Source organism: Bradyrhizobium sp. P2_E8, assembly GCF_056403875.1.
This window is the reverse complement of sequence record NZ_JBFUES010000635.1, coordinates 1-4,529: the sequence shown is the minus strand read 5'-3', so window position 1 is coordinate 4,529 and position 4,529 is coordinate 1. Positions and strand designations below refer to the sequence as shown.

Annotated in this window: 5 protein-coding genes; 3 read left to right on the top strand and 2 right to left on the bottom strand. The window is 65.2% G+C overall.

Translation table 11 applies throughout. The features are described 5' to 3' along the window. On the top strand, window positions 1-865 hold an 865-nt coding region (locus tag AC1D00_RS28420), incomplete at its 5' end, for an AMP-binding protein (RefSeq protein ID WP_477012942.1). Window positions 866-931: 66 nt separating this feature from the next. Here the strand turns inward: AC1D00_RS28420 and AC1D00_RS28415 are convergent. Together AC1D00_RS28415 and AC1D00_RS28410 are read right to left on the bottom strand one after the other, a co-directional pair. Further along, a complete protein-coding gene (locus tag AC1D00_RS28415; RefSeq protein ID WP_477012941.1) occupies window positions 932-1,882 on the bottom strand; it encodes a helix-turn-helix transcriptional regulator in 951 nt (316 codons plus the stop codon). A gap of 195 nt (window positions 1,883-2,077) precedes the next feature. Further along, window positions 2,078-3,277: an MFS transporter gene (locus AC1D00_RS28410; RefSeq protein ID WP_477012940.1), complete on the bottom strand. Its 1,200-nt coding sequence runs from the start codon at window positions 3,275-3,277 to the stop codon at window positions 2,078-2,080. Here AC1D00_RS28410 and AC1D00_RS28405 point away from each other — a divergent pair. Together AC1D00_RS28405 and AC1D00_RS28400 are read left to right on the top strand one after the other, a co-directional pair. Beyond that, the gene (locus tag AC1D00_RS28405; protein ID WP_477012943.1) at window positions 3,219-3,380 is read left to right on the top strand and encodes a hypothetical protein; all 162 of its coding nucleotides are present in this window, start codon (window positions 3,219-3,221) and stop codon (window positions 3,378-3,380) included. The two genes, AC1D00_RS28410 and AC1D00_RS28405, sit on opposite strands and share 59 nt — an antisense overlap. A 76-nt stretch (window positions 3,381-3,456) precedes the next feature. Continuing rightward, window positions 3,457-4,260: an MBL fold metallo-hydrolase gene (locus tag AC1D00_RS28400; protein WP_477012939.1), complete on the top strand. Its 804-nt coding sequence runs from the start codon at window positions 3,457-3,459 to the stop codon at window positions 4,258-4,260. Window positions 4,261-4,529: the final 269 nt, after the last annotated feature.

The following is a 4,529-nucleotide window of genomic DNA, read 5'->3' as shown; positions in this document are numbered from 1 at the left end:
GCCGACCGCCGACAACATCCTGGCCCTGATCCAGGCGCACGGGATCACGTCCTTCTTCGCGCCGCCGACGATCTGGATCGCGATGATGCGCTCGCCCAATTTCGACAAGACCGATCTGTCGACGCTGCAGAAGGGTTATTACGGCGCCTCGATCATGCCGGTCGAGGTGCTGCTGGAGCTGCAGCGCCGTCTGCCCAACGTCAAGTTCTGGAACTTCTACGGCCAGACCGAGATCGCGCCGCTCGCGACCGTGCTGCGCCCGGAGGACCAGCTGCGCAAGGCCGGCTCGGCCGGCAAGCCGGTGCTGAACGTCGAGACGCGTGTGGTCAATACCGCGATGGAGGACGTCAGGGTCGGCGAGGTCGGCGAGATCGTGCACCGCTCGCCGCACCTGTTGTCCGGCTATTACAACGATCCCGTCAAGACCGCGGCGGCGTTCTCCGGCGGCTGGTTTCACTCCGGCGATCTCGCCACCGTCGATGAAGAGGGCCACATCACCGTGGTCGACCGCGTCAAGGACATGATCAAGACCGGCGGCGAGAATGTCGCGAGCCGCGAGGTCGAGGAGATGGTCTACCGCATCCCGGCGGTGTCCGAGGTCGCCGTCGTCGGCCTGCCCGATCCGCGCTGGATCGAGGCGGTCACTGCGATCGTCGTGGTCAAGAGCGGCGAGAAGCTCGACGAGGAGTCCGTGATCAAGCACTGCGCCGGCCAGATGGCGCATTTCAAGGTGCCCAAGCGGGTCATCTTCGTCGACGCGCTGCCCAAGAACCCGAGCGGCAAGCTGCTCAAGCGCGAGCTGCGCCAGCGCTTCGTCGGCGGCGAGACGCTCGACAAGGCGATCCAGAAGAATTTCGGGACGTGAGGGCGGGCGAAGTGGTGACGTCCCGGCTCGGCTCGAGCAGTCGTCGCGGCAGCACCGCGGCGTCGTCTAGCCGACGTCGCCGGCCAGCTTCCTGACATCGTCCGGTGTCCGTCCGAAGCGGCGGCGAAACGCGCGATGGAAGTAGGAGACGTCGTGAAATCCGGCAAGATGCGCGATCTCGATGATCTTGCGCGTGCGCAAATTTGGATTTCGAAGCAGCCGCTCGGCGCGCAGCAATCGCTGCTCCAGCACGAATCCGCTGTAGGTGATGCCGGCCTGCTCGAACAGCAACTGGATCGTGCGCGGGCTGACCCGGTGCGCGGCCGCAAGATCGGTGAGCGACAGCGCGGGGTTGCCCAGCTGCATCAGGATGTCGGATTTGAGGGTTTCGAAACGCGCCGCCGCAAAGCCACGCATGCGCGCTTCCTCGGCGACATCGCCGCGCGCTCCGATCATCAGCACGGCGAGGTCGAACAAATGCTGAGAGACGGCGTCGAGCTCCGCGGGCGCGAGCTTGTCGGCATAGGCATGCGCGAGATCGTAATATCGCAGGTACATCGACGTGATCGGATTGGCGCCGGGGATCGACTGCGCGATCAGGTCTTCGGCATTCGGGCACGCGCGCAGCAGCGCCTTGCGCGGCAGCAGCGCGGTCTGGAAATTTCCGTAGGCCGTCTGGGTGATGTGGGCGCCCTTGATCGAGGGATCGCCGATCGTGATGTCGCCCGCGGCGATCTCCAGCGGGCGTTTTCCCATGGTCCCGCTCAACGCCGAATTCGGCGACATCGTGATCACCAATTCGTCGTTCGTCCCCAGTGACACGAAAGACAGCGGCGTGCCGAACGAGGCCGAGAGTCTGAGGCGTGGAAGAATGGCCGGCGCAATGGTCCGGTGAACACGTCCTTCCCCGACCGGCACGAAATCGACGTTCGCCACCTGGCGGCAAAACTGCTCGCGCCATCTCTCATAGGCCTGGCCGTTCGGGTCGCCATCGAACGAGAGTTGAGGCTGGGTCATCGATCGAGAAGGAAAAGTTCGTTGCGATATGTCGCAGGTTGTATCTTCGGGCCGATGCGCCGCAAGCGGCAAAAGCGCCGGATTGCGTGAAAAGCCACTCGCGATGACGCATTGAGACCGCGACCAGGTGCCGCAGCCTGGCATGCCCGGATCGTAAAAGCAGTTGGCGCTGTGGCGTCCGTCCGGCGGCTGGCCTCAATACTTCTTCACCGCAGCCCCGAACGCGAGCCACAGCGCCATCGAAGCGAGGCCGAATCCGCCGAGCAGCAGGAAGGTCGGGGCGTAGCCGATCCACTCCGCGATCCAGCCGCCGAGCGCGGGGCTCAGGCTTGCGCCGACGCCCTGCACCGTGATGACGGCACCCTGGCCGAGATTGATGCGGCCGGTGCCGTTGAGCGAGCGGGCGACCATGCCGGGGACGGCAACCGTCTGGAGCCCGGTGCCGATGCCGTCGAGCACCTGCATCGGCACGACGCCCCACCATCCCGTGACGAAGAAGGCGAGGACGCCGCGGACCGGCAGGAACATGAAGGAGACGAGAATAATCGGCCAATAGTTGCGCTTGCTTGCCGCCTGCATCGCGATCAACGACGTCACGATCATCACGCCCTGTGCGATCACGATAGTGGTCGCGACGAAGCTCGGACCGTTGGCCTGGCCCTCGGCCACCGCCGCAAGTCCATAGAGCGGCACGATGGCGGCGTTGCCGAGATGGAACAGAGCGAGCGCCAGCGCCAGCACGAGCAGCGGCCTGTGCTTGAGCAGCATCGTGAGCGCGTCAGGCGCGCTGTCCGGATCGTCCTCCTTGCAGCCGCGCGCGGCGCGATCGTCGATCGTTTTCGCCGGGATCATCAGCACGCAGGCGATCGCGATGACCCCGAACAGGGCCGCCAGCGCGAACACGGAGACGTAACCGAATCTGTAGCCGAGATAGCCCGACAGTGCGGCGCCCACCATGTTGCCGGCATGGTTGAACGCCTGGTTGCGGCCGTTCAGCGCATTGAAGCCCTTTTGCCTGGCGATGCCGAGCGTGATGCCTGTTACCGCCGGCACGATAGCGGCGCTCGCGATCGATTGCGCGACTTGCGAGAAGGTCACCGCCCAGAAATTCTGCGAGATCAGGATGAGCGCGGATGCAAGAACGACGCAGATGCCGGGAATGACGACCCACAGGCGCTTGTTGCGGCTGGAATCGATGAAGCCGCCGATCGGCGTCGTGATCAGCATGCCCGCGACATTGCCGATCGTCATGGCGGTGCCGATCAATCCGCTCGCCCAGCCACGTTCCTGGAGGAATACGCCGACGAACGGCCCAATGCCCGACTGCATGTCGGCCATGAAGAAGTTGAGTGCAAACAGCGGCCAGATGCGGGGTGGGGAGGGGCGCGATGTCATCGAGACGCTGAACGTGTTCCTGCCGATCGATGGGGCTCGCGCAAAACTGATCGTGAAGGCCGGGCAATTGCGCCGGCATGGACCAGAACGTAACCTGCGTTGACAACGTTGGTTCCTCCCCACTTGCCCCGTGGGGCGATGTCACGTCCCTCCGTCCCGGCCTCTTTCGGATCCTGGCCATGCCCCTCTGGACCTGCGAAACCTGCGGCGCGCAATTCCCGGCCAGCGGCGATCCGCCCGCGTCCTGTCCGGTCTGCGAGGACGAACGGCAATTCGTCGGCTGGAAAGGCCAAACCTTCCTCACCCGCGAGGCGTTGGCGGAACGCCACGGCGTCGTCTGGCGCGACGATCTCGGCCTGAGCGGCCTTGCACTCGAGCCGAGCTTCGCCATCGGTCAGCGCGCCCTGCTCGTGCCGCTCGCAGACGGCTGCGTGATGTGGGACTGCGTGCCGCTGGCAACGCCGGAGGCGATCGCGCATGTGCRCTCGCTCGGCGGACTGAAGGCGATCGCGATCTCGCATCCGCATTATTATGGCGCGCTCGCCGACTGGAGCGAGGCTTTCGGCGGTATCCCGGTTTATCTGCACGCGGATGACCGCGAATGGGTGACGCGACCGCACGCGTCGATCGTGCACTGGACCGGCGACAGCCATCGCATCTCCGACGACCTAGTGCTGCTGCGCAGCGGCGGCCATTTCGCCGGTGCGACCATGCTGCACTGGCGGCAGGGTGCGGACGGCAAGGGGGCGCTGCTCACCGGCGACATCGCGCAGGTGACGATGGACCGCCGCTTCGTCAGCTTCATGTACTCCTACCCGAACTACATGCCGCTCAATGCCGCCGCGGTGCGGCGGATCGCCGGCGTTGTCGAGCCCTTCGCCTTCGATCGCATCTATGGCGCCTGGTGGGGGCGCAACATCGCCACCGGGGCCAGGGCCGCGTTCGCGGCGTCTGTCGCGCGCTATCTGGCAGCCATCGCCTGAGCCGGCGAGCCAACCAGATTTATCTTGCCGCCCGCTAATATATGTACTATTTGTACAGTTATTAAGCGTGGCGCAATGATGCGTGAACGGCCCGGCATGATCGATGCATCGCCATTTCAGCGGCGCGTTCTGCGGCCGCGTGAGCGGGAGTTCGTCCCATGACGGCGCAGCGCGACTACGAGATCTTCGAGGCCGGCGACGTCACGCTCCAGTCCGGAGCCATCTTCCCCTCGATGAAGCTCGCCTACAAGACGTACGGCGCCCTGAGC